Annotated in this window: 24 protein-coding genes; all 24 read right to left on the bottom strand. The window is 55.3% G+C overall.

Annotated elements, in window-relative coordinates; genetic code table 11:
- Position 1: 1 nt before the first annotated feature.
- Positions 2-190: a 50S ribosomal protein L30 gene (gene rpmD / locus AC0L8N_RS13505; RefSeq protein WP_068613668.1), complete on the bottom strand. Its 189-nt coding sequence runs from the start codon at positions 188-190 to the stop codon at positions 2-4.
- A 43-nt stretch (positions 191-233) separates the two neighbouring features.
- Entirely contained in the window at positions 234-740 is a 507-nt protein-coding gene (gene rpsE, locus AC0L8N_RS13500; protein ID WP_473668193.1) for a 30S ribosomal protein S5, read from the bottom strand.
- Between the two features lie 47 nt (positions 741-787).
- On the bottom strand, positions 788-1141 hold the full coding sequence (gene rplR / locus AC0L8N_RS13495; RefSeq protein ID WP_473670159.1) for a 50S ribosomal protein L18: 354 nt from the start codon (positions 1139-1141) through the stop codon (positions 788-790).
- Between the two features lie 49 nt (positions 1142-1190).
- Positions 1191-1724 (bottom strand): 50S ribosomal protein L6, encoded by a 534-nt coding sequence (rplF, locus tag AC0L8N_RS13490; protein WP_473668192.1) that lies wholly within the window; start codon positions 1722-1724, stop codon positions 1191-1193.
- 33 nt (positions 1725-1757) lie between these two features.
- A complete protein-coding gene (gene rpsH, locus AC0L8N_RS13485) occupies positions 1758-2153 on the bottom strand; it encodes a 30S ribosomal protein S8 (protein WP_473668191.1) in 396 nt (131 codons plus the stop codon).
- Between the two features lie 13 nt (positions 2154-2166).
- Positions 2167-2472, bottom strand: coding sequence for a 30S ribosomal protein S14 (gene rpsN / locus AC0L8N_RS13480; RefSeq protein WP_473668190.1), 306 nt, complete (start codon positions 2470-2472; stop codon positions 2167-2169).
- 11 nt (positions 2473-2483) lie between these two features.
- Entirely contained in the window at positions 2484-3023 is a 540-nt protein-coding gene (rplE, locus tag AC0L8N_RS13475) for a 50S ribosomal protein L5 (protein ID WP_473668189.1), read from the bottom strand.
- A gap of 62 nt (positions 3024-3085) precedes the next feature.
- A complete protein-coding gene (gene rplX, locus AC0L8N_RS13470; RefSeq protein WP_473668187.1) occupies positions 3086-3400 on the bottom strand; it encodes a 50S ribosomal protein L24 in 315 nt (104 codons plus the stop codon).
- A gap of 28 nt (positions 3401-3428) precedes the next feature.
- The gene (rplN, locus tag AC0L8N_RS13465) at positions 3429-3797 is read right to left on the bottom strand and encodes a 50S ribosomal protein L14 (RefSeq protein WP_068613645.1); all 369 of its coding nucleotides are present in this window, start codon (positions 3795-3797) and stop codon (positions 3429-3431) included.
- Between the two features lie 50 nt (positions 3798-3847).
- Complete coding sequence (rpsQ, locus tag AC0L8N_RS13460) at positions 3848-4132, bottom strand: 30S ribosomal protein S17 (protein ID WP_068613643.1); 285 nt, start codon at positions 4130-4132, stop codon at positions 3848-3850.
- Entirely contained in the window at positions 4129-4332 is a 204-nt protein-coding gene (gene rpmC, locus AC0L8N_RS13455) for a 50S ribosomal protein L29 (RefSeq protein ID WP_473668186.1), read from the bottom strand. The genes rpsQ and rpmC overlap by 4 nt, the downstream gene beginning before the upstream one ends.
- Positions 4332-4745: a 50S ribosomal protein L16 gene (rplP, locus tag AC0L8N_RS13450; protein WP_068613637.1), complete on the bottom strand. Its 414-nt coding sequence runs from the start codon at positions 4743-4745 to the stop codon at positions 4332-4334. Before rplP ends, rpmC begins: the two co-directional genes overlap by 1 nt.
- Positions 4746-4760: 15 nt before the next feature.
- A complete protein-coding gene (gene rpsC / locus AC0L8N_RS13445) occupies positions 4761-5456 on the bottom strand; it encodes a 30S ribosomal protein S3 (RefSeq protein ID WP_473668185.1) in 696 nt (231 codons plus the stop codon).
- Between the two features lie 24 nt (positions 5457-5480).
- Positions 5481-5813: a 50S ribosomal protein L22 gene (rplV, locus tag AC0L8N_RS13440; protein WP_068613631.1), complete on the bottom strand. Its 333-nt coding sequence runs from the start codon at positions 5811-5813 to the stop codon at positions 5481-5483.
- A gap of 9 nt (positions 5814-5822) precedes the next feature.
- Entirely contained in the window at positions 5823-6092 is a 270-nt protein-coding gene (gene rpsS, locus AC0L8N_RS13435; protein WP_473668184.1) for a 30S ribosomal protein S19, read from the bottom strand.
- 87 nt (positions 6093-6179) lie between these two features.
- Entirely contained in the window at positions 6180-7010 is an 831-nt protein-coding gene (rplB, locus tag AC0L8N_RS13430; RefSeq protein ID WP_473668183.1) for a 50S ribosomal protein L2, read from the bottom strand.
- 34 nt (positions 7011-7044) lie between these two features.
- Positions 7045-7353 (bottom strand): 50S ribosomal protein L23, encoded by a 309-nt coding sequence (gene rplW, locus AC0L8N_RS13425; protein ID WP_473668182.1) that lies wholly within the window; start codon positions 7351-7353, stop codon positions 7045-7047.
- Positions 7350-7952: a 50S ribosomal protein L4 gene (gene rplD, locus AC0L8N_RS13420; RefSeq protein ID WP_473668181.1), complete on the bottom strand. Its 603-nt coding sequence runs from the start codon at positions 7950-7952 to the stop codon at positions 7350-7352. The genes rplW and rplD overlap by 4 nt, the downstream gene beginning before the upstream one ends.
- A complete protein-coding gene (gene rplC / locus AC0L8N_RS13415; RefSeq protein WP_473668180.1) occupies positions 7952-8617 on the bottom strand; it encodes a 50S ribosomal protein L3 in 666 nt (221 codons plus the stop codon). Before rplC ends, rplD begins: the two co-directional genes overlap by 1 nt.
- A 627-nt stretch (positions 8618-9244) precedes the next feature.
- On the bottom strand, positions 9245-9559 hold the full coding sequence (gene rpsJ / locus AC0L8N_RS13410; RefSeq protein WP_473668179.1) for a 30S ribosomal protein S10: 315 nt from the start codon (positions 9557-9559) through the stop codon (positions 9245-9247).
- A gap of 134 nt (positions 9560-9693) precedes the next feature.
- Positions 9694-10884, bottom strand: a complete 1191-nt coding sequence (gene tuf / locus AC0L8N_RS13405) for an elongation factor Tu (RefSeq protein WP_473668170.1) — start codon at positions 10882-10884, stop codon at positions 9694-9696.
- Positions 10885-10949: 65 nt separating this feature from the next.
- Positions 10950-13043 carry an elongation factor G gene (fusA, locus tag AC0L8N_RS13400; protein ID WP_473668178.1) on the bottom strand — a complete coding sequence of 698 codons (2094 nt, stop codon included), beginning with the start codon at positions 13041-13043 and terminating at the stop codon, positions 10950-10952.
- Between the two features lie 37 nt (positions 13044-13080).
- Positions 13081-13560: a 30S ribosomal protein S7 gene (gene rpsG / locus AC0L8N_RS13395; RefSeq protein ID WP_068613608.1), complete on the bottom strand. Its 480-nt coding sequence runs from the start codon at positions 13558-13560 to the stop codon at positions 13081-13083.
- A gap of 107 nt (positions 13561-13667) precedes the next feature.
- Complete coding sequence (rpsL, locus tag AC0L8N_RS13390; protein ID WP_068618920.1) at positions 13668-14042, bottom strand: 30S ribosomal protein S12; 375 nt, start codon at positions 14040-14042, stop codon at positions 13668-13670.
- Positions 14043-14246 lie beyond the last annotated feature (204 nt).

Raw genomic sequence — 14246 nt, 5'->3', positions numbered from 1 at the left:
GTCACACTTCCTCAACTGATACGAGGTACGAAACCTTATTGATCATCCCGCGATTCTCAGGCGTATCCAACACGGTCACGCTCTGACGAATCTTGCGCAGGCCTAGACCAGCGACACACGCTCTGTGGCTCTTCAACCGGCCAAACCGGCTTTTCGTGAGCGTCACTTTCAATTGCTTGGGGTTCGCCATCGTTCTAATCCGTTTAAAAATCTATCCGAGCGGCAGCCAAATATCAGGCCAGGATCTCTTTTACCTTCTTGCCGCGTTTGGCCGCGATTGATCGCGGCGAATGTATCTCTTTTAACGCACTGATCGTTGCGCGTACTACGTTGATCGGGTTGCGCGAGCCGTAACTCTTGGCAAGCACGTTGCGAACACCGGCGCACTCAAATACAGCGCGCATCGCACCACCGGCAATTACGCCAGTACCTTCCGAGGCAGGTTGCATGTACACGTAGGTCGCACCGTGGCGGCCTTTCTTCGCGTACTGCAGCGTGTCGCCGTTCAGGTTGACCTTGATCATGTCTTTTCTGGCTGACTGCATCGCTTTCTGAATTGCGATCGGCACTTCGCGTGCCTTGCCGTAGCCGAAACCTACACGGCCGTTGCCATCACCAACCACGGTCAGCGCGGTGAAACCGAACTGACGACCACCCTTGACCACCTTCGCTACGCGATTAACGGTGACCAGTTTTTCCAAAAGGTCGTCAGAACTCTGATTTTGATCGTTTCTTGCCATAGTGTTGTCCCGGCCCGCCTTCGCGGTTACCAACAATCCTTAATCTCTTAGAATTTCAGTCCAGCTTCGCGTGCCGCATCGGCCAGCGCTTTAACGCGACCGTGATAGCGGAACCCGGAGCGATCAAATGCAACCGTGTCAATACCGGCGGCCTTCGCTTTCTCTGCGATGCGCGCGCCTACGATAGCAGCAGCCTCAGTGTTGCCGGTGCTCTTGGTATTCTTGCGTACGTCCTGCTCCACCGTCGATGCGGCAGCCAGTACCGTGCCGCCATCCGGCCCGATAACCTGAGCATAAATATGCCGCGGTGTACGGTGCACGGTCAGGCGATTGACAGCCAACTCCGCGATGCGAGCGCGTACCTTGCGGGCACGACGCTGACGATTTTGCTTCTTGTCCAGTTTCATGACGTTCTCGTCCGTTTTTTGAAAGACAGCTGCTTACAGCGCCTTATTTCTTCTTCGCTTCCTTCATCACTACGCGCTCATCAGCGTAGCGGACACCCTTGCCTTTGTAAGGCTCCGGCGGACGGAAGCGTCGAATCTCGGCAGCCACCTGGCCTACCTGTTGTTTGTCTGCACCTTTGACCAATACTTCGGTCTGGCTCGGCGTTTCGATGGTGATGCCCTCTGGCACCGGGTATTCAACCGGGTGCGAAAAGCCAAGCGTCAGGTTCAGTTTCTTGCCCTGCGCGGCTGCACGATAACCAACACCCACCAACTCCAGCTTTTTCTCAAAGCCTTCCGATACCCCGTGGGTCATGTTCGCCAGTAGCGCGCGCACGGTGCCGGACATGGCTACCGCGAAACGCGAACCAGATCGTGGCTTCGCCGTAACCTGGCTACCTTCCTGAACCAACTCAACTTCCGAGTTCAGTTCCATCGACAGACTTCCTTTACCGCCTTTGACGGTAACGGTCGTGCCGCTCAAGTTGAACTCCACGCCTTTCGGCAGATCAACGGGATATTTTGCAATTCTGGACATAGTCGTAACTCGTTATTCAGCGTGTGACATGCATCAGGAAACGACGCACATCACCTCACCGCCGATACCTTTGGCACGCGCCTCGCGATCACTCATCATGCCGGCCGAAGTCGATACGATGGCAACACCCAGACCGCCAATAACCTTCGGCAGATCTTCTTTGCCGCGGAATATCCGCAAGCCGGGCTTACTGACGCGTTGAATGCGCTCAATCACAGGCGAGCCTTCAAAATACTTAAGCTCAATCGTCAGCGTTCTGCTGGCTGCTTCGCCTTCGTCGCTGAACTTGCCTATATAACCTTCGTCCTGTAACACCTTGGCCAAAGCAGCTTTCGCTTTGGAACCAGGCATAGAGACGCTGGTCTTGCGGGCATGCTGACCGTTACGAATACGGGTCAACATGTCAGAAATGGGATCAGTCATACTCATTTTCTATCTCCGCCTACCAACTCGCCTTGGTCAGGCCCGGAATTTCACCTTTCATTGCTGCTTCACGCAGCTTGTTTCGCCCGAGGCCGAACTTGCGATAAACGCCGTGCGGTCGGCCGGTGATCGAACAACGATTACGCTTACGGCTGGAACTCGAATCACGTGGCAACGCATTCAGTTTCGTTTGAGCCGCGGCACGTTCGTCATCGCTCGTCTTCGGACTACGAATCGTTTCTTTCAAGGCAGCGCGTTTCTTCGCGTAGCGTGCAGCAAGCTTTTCTCGCTTCAGCTCGCGCATGATCATGGACTTCTTCGCCATAGTTCCGTCTCTTACTTCTTGAAGGGGAAGTTGAACGCTTCAAGCAGCGCCCGTCCTTCCGCCGGATTACGTGCCGTGGTGGATATCGTGATATCCATACCGCGGATTGCGTCAATCTGGTCGTAATTGATTTCCGGGAAAATAATCTGCTCGGAAACACCCATGCTGTAGTTACCCTGACGATCAAACGACTTCGGGTTAAGACCCCGGAAATCGCGGATACGCGGAATGGCAATGTTCACCAGACGATCAAGGAACTCGTACATACGTTCGCGGCGCAGGGTTACCTTGCAACCAATCGGGTAACCGTCGCGAATCTTGAAGCCAGCCACGGATTTGCGAGCCAGCGTACGAACCGCCTTCTGCCCGGCAATCATTTCCATGTCTCTGACCGCGTTATCAAGAATCTTCTTGTCGGCCACAGCTTCGCCCACGCCCATGTTCAGCGTGATCTTCGTGATCCGCGGCACTTCCATTGCATTCTCAACACCCAGCTTCTTCTGGATCTGATCGTGCAACTCTGCTTTGTACTGTTCCTGCAATCTGGCCATTTCTAAATCCACCTGGTGCGAACTCACTAATTAAGTTCGCATGACACTGTTCGTTGGCGTTCTTAAAGGTCTACCGGTTCGCCGCTCTTGCGGAATACCCGGACTTTTTCGCCGTCCGTAACCTTGAAGCCGACGCGTTCGCCTTTCTTCGTCTTCGGGTTAAACACCAGAACGTTCGAAATATTGATCGGCATGGTCTTATCGACAATGCCACCCTCAACACCCATATTCGGATTACCCTTCTGGTGCTTCTTGGCGACGTTAATGCCCTCAACCAGCAGCCGATCGTCCGCAAATACCTGAAGGACGGTGCCACGACGGCCCTTGTCCTTACCTGTAGTGACGATAACTTCGTCGCCTTTCTTAATCTTGTTCATCTGTTCCTGACCTTATTCGCTTAAGCGCTTACAGCACTTCCGGCGCCAGTGAGATGATCTTCATGAACCGGCTGGTTCGCAGTTCGCGAGTCACCGGGCCGAAGATGCGAGTACCAATCGGTTCGAGGCGTGCATTCAGCAGCACTGCTGCATTGCCGTCGAATCGAATCAGAGAGCCATCCGAACGCCGCACACCCTTACGGGTACGTACGACGACGGCGTTGTAGACCTCGCCTTTTTTCACTTTGCCGCGTGGGATCGCGTCTTTAACACTGACTTTGATCACATCGCCAACGGCAGCGTAGCGGCGTTTTGATCCGCCCAGCACCTTGATGCACTGCACGCGTCGTGCACCCGAGTTATCGGCGGCATCCAGAACTGTCTGCATCTGAATCATGGCTGTATTCCGTCAATCAAACTTTATTAATACGTATTTACTGGAGCGCGCTATTTGTCTTGCACAGCACGTTCAATAATATTTACGACCTGCCAGGCTTTACGCTTGGACATTGGGCGGCACTCACTGATTGCGACCCGATCGCCTTCGTTGCAGTCATTCGACTCATCGTGCGCCAGCACTTTCGAGCTGCGGCGGATGTATTTGCCGTAGGTCTCGTGCTTGATCACGCGTTCGATGTAGACGGAAACTGTCTTGTCCATCTTGTTGCTGACAACGCGGCCGGTAACCGTCCGCTTGATCTTTGCGTCAGCTGGCTTCGCTGCTTCACTCATTTCTGCTCACCTTGGCGCGACAATTCGTTGATGATCGTCTTGACGCGCGCTATGTCTTTGCGAACCCGGCCGTGCTCATGATTCTGATTGAGCTGCCCGGTCGACTGCTGCATACGCAGATTGAATTGTTCGCGACGCAACGCGACCAGTTCTTCCTGAAGTTCAACTACTGACTTCGAACGCAATTCGCTGGCTATCATCACATCACCGTCCGCGTAACAAACGTGGTCGGGAACGGCAGCTTAGCGGCAGCCAGGCGAAACGCCTCGCGCGCAATCTCTTCCGTCACACCTTCCATCTCATACAGGACACGTCCTGGCTGGATCTGGCAGACCCAGTATTCGACGTTACCCTTACCTTTACCCTGGCGTACTTCCAGCGGCTTTTTGGTGATCGGCTTGTCCGGGAAAACCCGGATCCAGATCTTGCCACCGCGCTTGATGTGACGCGTCATTGCACGACGTGCCGCTTCAATTTGCCTAGCCGTCAGACGACCGCGCTCTGTCGCTTTCAGACCATACGTACCGAACGATACGTCGCTGCCGCGCTGCGCAAGACCGCGATTGCGGCCTTTCATCTGCTTCCTGAATTTTGTTCTCTTGGGCTGTAACATTGTTCCGTCCTGAGCTTAGCTAGCGCCAGCGGCAGCTTCCTGCTTTTCAGCAGGTGCAGCAGCGGGAACCGGCTTATCAAAGACTTCGCCTTTGAATATCCAGACTTTCACGCCGATGATTCCGTACGTTGTACGGGCCTCAGCAAAACCGTAGTCGATGTCCGCACGCAGCGTGTGCAGCGGTACCCGACCTTCGCGATACCATTCTGAACGTGCTATTTCCGCACCGTTCAAACGGCCACCAACTTTCACTTTGATGCCCTCGGCACCAACACGCATCGTATTTGTTACAGCTCGCTTCATCGCACGACGAAACATCACGCGACGTTCCAACTGCTGAGCAATGCCTTCTGCTACGAGTTGCGCATCCATTTCAGGCTTGCGAACTTCATTGATATTGATACGCACATCATTGACGTTCATACCGATCAGTGAAGACACTTCTGCACGCAGCTTCTCGATGTCCTCGCCTTTCTTACCGATGACGATACCTGGACGTGCAGTGAAGATAGTGATGTTCAACTTCTTCGCCGGACGTTCAATCGCAATACGGCTTACCGATGCATCCTTAAGCTTCTGCTTAACGTACTCACGTACCTTGTGATCGGAGCTGATGTATTCCGGGAACGTCTTGGAATCGGCGTACCACTTGGACGCCCAATCCTTGACGATGCCAAGTCGAATACCTGTTGGATGTACTTTCTGACCCATACGATTCTCTCGCTTATTCCCGCGTTATTCGTCGCCGACGCGAATAGTAATGTGACTGTTGCGCTTGATAATGCGCGCGCCACGACCCTTCGCACGAGCACGGTAGCGACGGAGCGAGGGCGCTTCATTTACTTCAATGGTCGCGACCTTAAGCTCATCAATATCAGCGCCATGATTGTGCTCGGCGTTGGCAATTGCCGACTCGAGCACCTTCTTCACGATCTGCGCACTTTTCTTCGGCGTAAACGTGAGGGTTCTGATTGCCTCATCAACGCTCTTGCCACGGATTGCGTCAGCCATAAGGCGACATTTCTGTGGCGAAATGCGTGCGTATCGAAGTGTTGCTGCAACTAACATCTCAGTTCCTTAGGTCTTACGGTCGCCGGAGTGACCTTTAAAGGTACGCGTTACCGCGAACTCACCCAGTTTGTGACCAACCATGTTTTCCGAAATCAGGATAGGTACATGCTGACGTCCGTTATGCACAGCGATCGTCAGGCCAACCATATCCGGCAGCACCATTGATCGACGCGACCAGGTCTTGATCGGGCGACGGTCATTCTTGGCCGACGCTTCCGTCACTTTCTTGGCCAGATGCCCATCAACGAACGGGCCTTTCCTTACTGAACGTGGCATTTGATACCAGCTCCTGTCATTTCCGTTGTCCCAGCACTTCCAAATCTGAACCTGGCTAGTAGCTGGATTTACTTAATTCTTACGGGACTACTTCTTACGTTTCCGACGACGAATAATCATGTTGTCGGTGCGCTTGTTCGAACGTGTCTTGTAACCCTTGGTCGGCGTACCCCACGGGCTCACCGGGTGACGACCACCCGAGGTGCGGCCTTCACCACCACCGTGCGGATGATCAACCGGGTTCATAGCAACACCACGAACCGTCGGTCGTACACCGCGCCAGCGTTTCGCACCGGCCTTACCGAGCTTGCGCAGGTTATGTTCGCCGTGTCCGACTTCGCCTACCGTTGCACGGCAATCAATGTGCACACGACGTGTTTCACCGGAACGCAAACGCAAGGTGGCGTAAGCGCCTTCACGAGCTGCCAGCTGCGCGCCGGCACCGGCAGAGCGGGCAATCTGACCACCCTTGCCAGGCTTCATTTCAATGTTGTGCACCGTTGTACCAACCGGAATGCTCTTCAGTGACAATGCATTGCCAGGTTTGATCGGCGCATCTTCGCCGCTTGAAACCGGTGTACCTTGCTCCAGATGCTTAGCGGCCAGGATGTACCGGCGCTCGCCATCTGCGTACTTGATCAACGCAATGTGCGCGCTGCGATTCGGATCGTATTCCAGTCGTTCTACAACACCTGGGATTCCATCTTTGTCACGCTTAAAGTCGATTACACGGTAGTGCTGCTTATGACCACCACCGTGATGGCGCACCGTAATGCGACCGTTGTTATTACGACCACCGGACTTGGACTTCTTCTCAAGCAACGCCGCATGCGGCTTGCCCTTATGAAGACCAGGCGTCTTGACCGCTACTTGGAAGCGACGACCAGCCGATGTCGGTTTTGATTTATGTAATGGCATGATTCTTTACCGTGTCCTTTTCGCGTAGCGACCTTTACTCGGTGCCCAGGAAGTCAATTTGACTGCCTTCGGCCAGCTTCACGTACGCTTTTTTCCAGCTCGAGCGACGACCCGAAGACTGACCGTGACGCTTAGTTTTGCCGCGCACGTTCACAACGGTGACGTTGTCGACAGTAACCTCGAACAACAGCTCGACGGCTTTCTTGATCTCAGCTTTGTTCGCATCCGTACGAACACGAAATACGATCTGGTTGCTCGCTTCAGCGACGATGGTGCTCTTCTCTGAGAGATGCGGACCTTTGATAATCGTCATCAGCCGTTCTTGATGTAAGGCCTGACTCATGACAAACGCTCCTCAATCAGCTTCAGCGCCGGCAGCGTAATCAGCACCTTTTCGAAACGCAACAACACAACCGGGTCGATTGAGCCCGCATCGCAGATGCCAACGTTCGGCAAGTTACGTACAGACAAAAATACGTTCTCGTCAAACGCCTCGTTAACCACCAACACGTTGTCGACGTCATGCTTTTTCAGCAAGGCGACCATGTCTTTGGTCTTTGGCGCATCCAGCCGAATCTCTTCGGTTACAACGAGCCGATCCTGGCGAACCAGCTCAGAGAAGACCGAGCGCAATGCAGCACGGTACATCTTGCGATTCACTTTCTTGCTGTGATCCCGCGGTACCGCAGCAAATGCACGACCACCACCCACGAAAATCGGGCTGCGAATCGTACCGGCACGGGCACGGCCGGTGCCTTTCTGCCGCCAAGGCTTCGCGCCACCACCACGTACTGCCGCGCGATTCTTCTGCGCTTTAGTACCGGCACGCGCGCCAGCCAGAAATGCGGTTACTACCTGGTGAATAAGTGCCTCGTTATACCCAACGCCAAACGCTGCATCAGCCACTTCTACGGAGCCGCTATCCTGCATCTTCAACTTCATTATGCAGCTCCCTTGTTCTTGCTCTTGTTCTTGAACTTGACGGCCGGCTGAACGATAACCTTGCCGCCTGCGTGACCCGGGACAGCGCCCTTGATCAACAACAGGTTTCGTTCCGCATCAACGCGAACCACTTCAAGGCTCTGTGCGGTGCGGCGAACGTTACCCATGTGGCCAGCCATCTTCTTGCCTTTGAATACGCGACCTGGAGTCTGGTTTTGACCAATGGAACCCGGCGCACGATGCGACAGCGAGTTACCGTGGGTAGCATCCTGCATGCTGAAATTGTGGCGCTTGATGGTGCCGGCAAAGCCCTTACCAATCGTGGTGCCGATGACGTCGACCTTCTGGCCCGCCTCGAACATATCCACTTTGAGCTCGCCGCCCAGCGCGAATTCGCCTTCTGTACCGTCCAGACGGAATTCAGTCACGATATCGCCAGCCTCAACCTTCGCAGCGGCGAAGTGGCCTGCAGCAGACTTACGTACCCGGGATGCACGACGGCTGCCAGCGGTTACCTGCAATGCAGAATAACCATCGACATCCACAGACTTCACCTGGGTGATGCGGTTCGGTTGCGCTTCAATCACGGTTACCGGTATGGAAACACCGTCTTCCGTAAAGATACGTGTCATGCCGCTTTTGCGGCCAACAATACCCATTGTCATTTCTAAAACCTCGCACCGACTTCGATTGGTCAGCGCCTCTAATAAACGGTTTTCGCTATCTACAATTATCTTCACCGTTACGACTTCGATTGGCCGTAACTGCCTTTTCGCGTATCTCTCAAACACACGAAAGGGCCAGCTGTCGCGCGAATCCTTGGATTCGATGCTCTGGAGCTGACCCTGAATCCGGTACTAGACCGGCTGCCCGGGATTTGCCGAGTACGCCGTCGGGTTATCTGGCGACCTAACATTAAGCGCCACAAGGTCGAGACCGTGTGACGCTTTTTTTGAACCTGGCCCATTCCCGGAGCGGCCAAGCCCAGTCGAGCCAGCCATTATACCCACGTTGCTTTGCTTAGCAAGGCCTTTCGGGTCACAAATTGGCTGACTTACTGCGGGGCGAGAAATAAAAGCCCTGCCCCACATTTTACTGCGTGATGGTTATGCCTATGTCTGACAGAACCGACCAGCAAGAACACCCGATTAAGCGTGCAATCGCCAGTCTGAGAAGCTTGAAAATCTGACCGTTATGACTCAGTCCGCCGTAGCTCTCTATCCAGCACGACCCACCGAACCCGGTATTCACCAGCCTCCCAAAGGGAGGACTGGTACATTACCCAGTCGAAACTAATTCAGTTTTATTTGAACGTCGACGCCCGCTGGCAACTCAAGCTTCATCAACGCATCAACGGTCTTGTCCGTCGGATCCATGATGTCCATCAAGCGCTTGTGGGTGCGGATCTCGTACTGATCCCGCGCGTCTTTGTTCACGTGCGGTGAAATCAGGATCGTGAAACGCTCCATTTTCATCGGCAGCGGAATCGGGCCTTTAACGGTCGCGCCAGTGCGCTTCGCCGTGTCCACGATTTCGCGGGCAGAGTTGTCAATCAGGCGATGATCGAACGCTTTCAGCCGGATTCTGATGTTTTGGTTAGTAGCCATGTCTCTAAGTTCTCTTGATCCAGCGCCACCAGCGGCGTTGGAAATGGTTGTTTGCGTTCTGCTTCGCCTGGTGAAAATTCCAGCTTTAAAGCAGTTGGCGTCAGGCTCTGCTTAGAGCCTGACGCCTTCGTGCATTACTCAATAACTTTAGCAACCACACCGGCGCCGACCGTACGGCCACCTTCGCGGATTGCAAATCGCAGCCCGTCTTCCATTGCGATCGGGGCAATCAGCTCAACGACCATCTGCACGTTGTCGCCCGGCATCACCATCTCGGTGCCTTCCGGCAGTTCGCACGCGCCCGTTACGTCCGTCGTACGGAAGTAAAACTGCGGACGATAGCCCTTGAAGAACGGCGTGTGGCGACCGCCCTCGTCCTTGCTCAGAATGTAGACCTCAGCTTCGAACTTGGTGTGCGGCGTGATCGAGCCTGGCTTCGCCAGTACCTGACCGCGCTCCACTTCTTCGCGCTTCGTGCCGCGCAACAGAACGCCCACGTTGTCGCCTGCCTGACCCTGGTCAAGCAGCTTGCGGAACATCTCAACGCCTGTGCAGGTCGTCTTCAACGTGTCCTTGATACCTACGATCGCGATTTCATCACCCACTTTCACGATGCCGCGCTCGATTCGACCGGTGACTACCGTGCCTCGACCCGAGATAGAGAACACGTCCTCCACCGGCATCAGGAAATCGCCGTCAATCGCACGCTCTGGCTGCGGAATGTAGCTGTCCATCGCTTCAACCAGCTTAACCACCGACGGTACACCGATGTCAGACGCGTCGCCTTCGAAGGCCTTCAGCGCTGAACCCGTGACGATCGGGGTGTCGTCGCCCGGGAACTCGTAGGTCGACAGAAGATCACGCACTTCCATCTCAACCAGCTCCAGCAGCTCTTCGTCATCAACCTGGTCAGCCTTGTTCAGGTAAACCACGATGTACGGCACGCCTACCTGGCGGGCCAGAAGGATGTGCTCGCGGGTCTGCGGCATCGGGCCGTCAGCCGCGCTTACCACCAGGATTGCGCCGTCCATCTGCGCCGCACCCGTGATCATGTTCTTCACGTAATCCGCGTGTCCCGGGCAGTCAACGTGCGCGTAATGACGGTTCTCACTCTCGTACTCAACGTGCGCCGTCGCAATCGTAATACCGCGCTCACGCTCCTCAGGAGCATTGTCAATCTGATCGTAGGCTGAAACTTCACCACCGTAAGTCTCTGCCATTACTTTCGTCAGCGCCGCCGTCAACGTCGTCTTGCCATGATCTACGTGACCAATCGTGCCTACGTTTACGTGGGGCTTGTTTCTTTCAAACTTTGCTTTGGACATAACTAAATCCCAATTCCTGAGTTTTCTTTGAATTCATGTACGCATAACGACGAATCGTCGCGCAATCAACTTGCCTTTCTAAGGACCGATTCGGCGACGTTGTTCGGCACCTCGGCGTATTTCTCAAATTCCATGGTATACACGGCCCGCCCCTGGCTCATTGAGCGCAGGTCGGTCGCGTATCCGAACATCTCGGCCAGCGGCACTTCGGCGCGAATAACCTTGCCTGAAGGCGAGTCATCCATGCCCTGCGGCACGCCGCGGCGACGGCTCAGGTCGCCCATAACGTCGCCCATGTAATCTTCCGGCGTGACGACTTCCACCTTCATGACCGGCTCAAGCAGTACCGGACTTGCATTCAACGCACCGTCACGAAACCCCATGGAGCCAGCGATCTTAAACGCCATTTCGCTGGAGTCAACGTCGTGATAAGAACCGTCGTACAAAGTAACTTTACAATCCACCAGTGGGTAACCAGCTATAACGCCGTTTTCCATTTGTTCGCGCACGCCTTTATCGACGGCGCCGATGTACTCCCGCGGCACTACCCCGCCAACGATCGCATTGACGAATTCGTAGCCTGCCCCGACTTCCTGCGGCTCGATGCGCAGGAATACGTGACCGTACTGACCACGACCGCCGGACTGGCGCACAAACTTGCCTTCCTGCTCGACCGTCTTGCGAATGGTCTCGCGGTAAGCCACCTGTGGCTTGCCGACATTGGCATCAACCTTGAACTCGCGCTTCATCCGATCAACGATGATGTCGAGATGCAGCTCGCCCATGCCGGAAATAATCGTCTGGCCCGATTCTTCGTCGGTATGAACCCGAAATGACGGATCCTCTTTAGCCAGCTTCTGCAGCGCAACGCCCATTTTTTCCTGGTCAGCCGTCGTGCGCGGCTCAACCGCTACAGAGATCACCGGTTCCGGGAACTCCATGCGTTCGAGCGTAATAATCGCCTTCGGGTCGGTCAGCGTGTCGCCGGTTGTAACGTCTTTAAGACCAACGGCAGCGGCGATGTCTCCAGCCCGCACTTCCTTGATCTCCTGCCTATCGTTGGAGTGCATCTGCAAAATTCGGCCGATGCGCTCCTTCTTGCCCTTGATCGGGTTGTAAATCGTATCGCCCGAACTCAGCACCCCGGAGTAAACCCGGAAGAACGTCAGGTTGCCGACAAACGAGTCGGTAGCAATCTTGAACGCCAGCGCCGCAAACGGTTCTTTGTCGTCCGGGTGCCGTTCGCCTTCCGTTTCGTCCTCAAGCAAGCCCGTGATCGCGGGTACATCCGCCGGTGACGGCATGAAGTGGACGACCGCGTCGAGCATTGCTTGCACGCCCTTGTTCTTAAATGCCGAACCGCACAAGGTCGGCACAATTTCGTTCTTCAGCGTGCGCGTGCGCAAGCCCAGGCGTATCTCGTCTTCCGACAACTCACCGTCGCCGAGGTACTTCTCAAGCAGTACCTCAGAACCCTCGGCCGCTGCCTCGACCATGCGTCCACGCCATTCATTGGCCGCCGCTTGCAGCGACTCCGGAATTTCCCGCGCCTCATAGGTCATGCCCATGTTGTCCGCGTCCCAGTAAATAGCCTGCATGCGGATCAGGTCGACGACGCCCTCGAAGTTCTCTTCAGCGCCGATCGGCAACTGCACCGGCACTGGGTTTGCGCCGAGCCGCGCCTTGACTTGCTCCACCACCCGCAGAAAATCCGCGCCGGCACGATCCATCTTGTTCACAAAGATCATGCGCGGAACGTGGTACTTATTACCCTGCCGCCAGACCGTTTCCGTTTGCGGCTCAACACCGCCAACCGAACACAGTACGGTCACAGCACCGTCAAGCACCCGCAGACTGCGTTCAACTTCAATCGTGAAATCAACGTGCCCCGGCGTATCAATAATATTGATGCGGTGCTGTTCGAACTGCTTATCCATTCCCTGCCAGAAGCAGGTGGTCGCCGCGGAGGTAATCGTAATCCCGCGTTCCTGCTCCTGCTCCATCCAGTCCATAACGGCAGCGCCATCATGAACCTCACCTATCTTGTGCGATACGCCGGTGTAGAACAGTACCCGCTCGGTCGTTGTCGTTTTGCCCGCATCAATGTGAGCCATGATGCCGATGTTGCGATAACGATCGATAGGAGTTGTGCGGGGCACGGGAATAAACCTGGAAAAGACAGATACGGGTCAGCGACTACCAACGGTAGTGCGAAAACGCCTTGTTTGCCTCGGCCATACGGTGCGTGTCTTCTTTCTTCTTCACCGCGGTGCCGCGATTCTCTGCTGCTTCCATCAGTTCATGAGCCAGTCGATGCGCCATGGACTTCTCGCTGCGCTTGCGCGCGGCTTCGATAACCCAACGCATAGCCAGTGTCTGGCGACGAGCCGGACGAACTTCGATGGGCACCTGGTAGGTAGCACCACCAACGCGGCGAGATTTTACCTCGACCACAGGCTTGACGTTCTCGAGCGCGAGCTCCAGAACTTCCAGCGGCTTGTCGGCATCCGCCGCTGCCTTTTCGGTAATACGGTCCAATGCGCCATAAATAATGCGCTCAGCGACCGACTTTTTACCGTCATTCATGATCATGTTCATGAACTTGGCAAGCAGGTCACTACCGTACTTGGGGTCCGGCAGGATGTGGCGTTTCGGGGCCTGTGTTCTTCTTGACATGGTTAGTCTCTTTCGTGCCCGGGAACCAGCCCGGGGAGGATTAGTCTTGGCCTTGGGTCAGCGTGTTGCTCGTCGCAGTCCGTCGTACAGACGGCCCGCAACAAGAACTACGACTTGGGCCGCTTCGCGCCGTACTTGGAACGGCCTTGACGACGGTCGCCAACGCCAGCGCAATCGAGCGTGCCGCGAACAGTGTGATAACGCACACCCGGCAGATCTTTTACACGACCGCCGCGAATCAGCACGACCGAGTGCTCTTGCAGGTTATGGCCTTCACCACCGATGTAACTGGTGACTTCAAAACCATTGGTCAGGCGAACACGAGCCACTTTGCGCATGGCCGAGTTAGGTTTCTTCGGCGTCGTGGTGTAAACACGGGTACATACGCCACGCTTCTGAGGGCAGCCCTCAAGCGCTGGTACACCGCTTTTTGCCGCTTTGACCGAACGCGGGTTGCGAACTAGTTGATTTGTAGTGGCCATAGGCCTTGTCTCTTCTCTGTCGTCTATTAAAAGATAGTCATCATGTGCCGTTTCACGCACAACAGCCCGCAGCCCGCCCTGTTACCCGGCGACCTGCAAGGCCGGCGTGGCCGCGCTGAACCCCAAAAAGATCAGGATCTTGCGTCGTTCACGCCCGTAAACATAGGGCCCGCCGGCAGCGGGCCCGTTTGAGTAAGGGCGGGC

The sequence above is a fragment of the Woeseia sp. D3-10 genome, assembly GCF_055809415.1.
The sequence above is the reverse complement of the archived record's forward strand: the minus strand, read 5'-3'. Positions and strand labels throughout refer to the sequence as shown.

Bases quoted from the DNA above. Each gene is read 5' to 3' on its own strand.
- rpsS (WP_473668184.1), bottom strand. From the start codon at position 6,092: ATGCCACGTTCAGTAAGGAAAGGCCCGTTCGTTGATGGGCATCTGGCC.
- rplE (WP_473668189.1), bottom strand. From the start codon at position 3,023: ATGGCCAGATTGCAGGAACAGTACAAAGCAGAGTTGCACGATCAGATC.
- rplP (WP_068613637.1), bottom strand. From the start codon at position 4,745: ATGTTACAGCCCAAGAGAACAAAATTCAGGAAGCAGATGAAAGGCCGC.
- rpsC (WP_473668185.1), bottom strand. From the start codon at position 5,456: ATGGGTCAGAAAGTACATCCAACAGGTATTCGACTTGGCATCGTCAAG.
- rplC (WP_473668180.1), bottom strand. From the start codon at position 8,617: ATGACAATGGGTATTGTTGGCCGCAAAAGCGGCATGACACGTATCTTT.
- rplB (WP_473668183.1), bottom strand. From the start codon at position 7,010: ATGCCATTACATAAATCAAAACCGACATCGGCTGGTCGTCGCTTCCAA.
- rpsL (WP_068618920.1), bottom strand. From the start codon at position 14,042: ATGGCCACTACAAATCAACTAGTTCGCAACCCGCGTTCGGTCAAAGCG.
- rpsQ (WP_068613643.1), bottom strand. From the start codon at position 4,132: ATGAGTGAAGCAGCGAAGCCAGCTGACGCAAAGATCAAGCGGACGGTT.
- rplD (WP_473668181.1), bottom strand. From the start codon at position 7,952: ATGAAGTTGAAGATGCAGGATAGCGGCTCCGTAGAAGTGGCTGATGCA.
- rplX (WP_473668187.1), bottom strand. From the start codon at position 3,400: ATGAACAAGATTAAGAAAGGCGACGAAGTTATCGTCACTACAGGTAAG.
- rpmC (WP_473668186.1), bottom strand. From the start codon at position 4,332: ATGATAGCCAGCGAATTGCGTTCGAAGTCAGTAGTTGAACTTCAGGAA.
- rpsG (WP_068613608.1), bottom strand. From the start codon at position 13,560: ATGTCAAGAAGAACACAGGCCCCGAAACGCCACATCCTGCCGGACCCC.
- tuf (WP_473668170.1), bottom strand. From the start codon at position 10,884: ATGTCCAAAGCAAAGTTTGAAAGAAACAAGCCCCACGTAAACGTAGGC.
- rpsJ (WP_473668179.1), bottom strand. From the start codon at position 9,559: ATGGCTACTAACCAAAACATCAGAATCCGGCTGAAAGCGTTCGATCAT.
- rpsN (WP_473668190.1), bottom strand. From the start codon at position 2,472: ATGGCGAAGAAGTCCATGATCATGCGCGAGCTGAAGCGAGAAAAGCTT.
- rplN (WP_068613645.1), bottom strand. From the start codon at position 3,797: ATGATTCAGATGCAGACAGTTCTGGATGCCGCCGATAACTCGGGTGCA.
- rpmD (WP_068613668.1), bottom strand. From the start codon at position 190: ATGGCGAACCCCAAGCAATTGAAAGTGACGCTCACGAAAAGCCGGTTT.
- rplF (WP_473668192.1), bottom strand. From the start codon at position 1,724: ATGTCCAGAATTGCAAAATATCCCGTTGATCTGCCGAAAGGCGTGGAG.
- rpsE (WP_473668193.1), bottom strand. From the start codon at position 740: ATGGCAAGAAACGATCAAAATCAGAGTTCTGACGACCTTTTGGAAAAA.
- rplW (WP_473668182.1), bottom strand. From the start codon at position 7,353: ATGAGTCAGGCCTTACATCAAGAACGGCTGATGACGATTATCAAAGGT.
- rplV (WP_068613631.1), bottom strand. From the start codon at position 5,813: ATGTTAGTTGCAGCAACACTTCGATACGCACGCATTTCGCCACAGAAA.
- rpsH (WP_473668191.1), bottom strand. From the start codon at position 2,153: ATGAGTATGACTGATCCCATTTCTGACATGTTGACCCGTATTCGTAAC.